This is a genomic window from Testudinibacter sp. 'clade 2' (assembly GCF_006227735.1).
Lineage (GTDB): Bacteria > Pseudomonadota > Gammaproteobacteria > Enterobacterales > Pasteurellaceae > Chelonobacter.
Genome location: NZ_VDHB01000211.1, coordinates 1 through 1,013, shown reverse-complemented (window position 1 = coordinate 1,013; position 1,013 = coordinate 1). Strand labels below are relative to the sequence as shown.

The 1,013-nt window shown below is 34.6% G+C and carries 1 protein-coding gene; it reads left to right on the top strand.

Going from position 1 to position 1,013, the window contains the following annotated elements; all coding sequences use genetic code 11:
• The first annotated feature begins 165 nt into the window (after nt 1-165).
• Nucleotides 166-945 carry a DeoR/GlpR family DNA-binding transcription regulator gene (locus FHQ30_RS12675; protein ID WP_132966320.1) on the top strand — a complete coding sequence of 260 codons (780 nt, stop codon included), beginning with the start codon at nt 166-168 and terminating at the stop codon, nt 943-945.
• Nucleotides 946-1,013: the final 68 nt, after the last annotated feature.

The window sequence follows — 1,013 nt, the reverse complement described above, 5'->3', positions numbered from 1 at the left end:
ATAAAGCAATTATATTTGCCAATGCGGTAGCTGCATTAAAATGTACTGCTGAAGGAGGGCGTGATGGTATTCCTGATTTGCAGCAAGTTGAAAAATTTATGCTGTGTATGAATAGATAGGCTATAATTAAAGTATGATTTAAATGCTATAAATTAAGGAAATATTTTGAACCATACTGCAATAACTGGAAATCCAAGACATGATAAGCTAATTTCTTTGGTGATGGATAATGGTTATATTAGTAATGAAGAGTTAGCTAATATTCTAGATGTTACGACTCAAACTATCCGTAGAGATATTAGAGTGTTAAGTCAGATGAAATTGATCTCTCGGCATCATGGCGGGGCGGGACGAGTCTCGAGTATAGATAATACCGATTTTTCTATACGAGAAACCTCACACATAGAAGAAAAAAAGTCTATTGCAAACAAGATCGCGGAGTACATTCCTGATGGTTCTACTCTATTTATCACTATCGGTACAACAGTTGAGTGTATAGCAAAAGCGCTGGAAGTAAGAAAAAACCTGAGAATTATTACAAATAGCTTACGAGTGGCAAATGTTTTATACCAAAATGAAAACTTTGAAGTTATCACTGTTGGAGGAATTTTGCGGGCACATAATAGTGGAATAATTGGTCCTAATGTTGTTTCTTCAATTAATAGTTTTCGAGCCGATTACTTGATTACCAGCTTAGGTGCTGTAGCTGAAGATGGAACTCTTTTAGATTTTGACATCAACGAAGTTGCTGTTGTGAAATCAATGTTGGAGAATTCTAAAAAGCTGATTTTAGCTTTGGATCACTCTAAATTTCATACTTCCGCAGCTGTTGAAGTTGGACACTTGAATCAAGTCGATTTACTTTTTACGGATAAAAAACCACCTGCGTACATTATGGATCTCTTAAAAATGAATAAGGTCGAGGTATTTTTAACTAATAAATAAATTGATTTTATCTCAGCTATCTTACGCTTAATCTTGTTTCATATCTTGTGTAGAGACTAATCCGGATC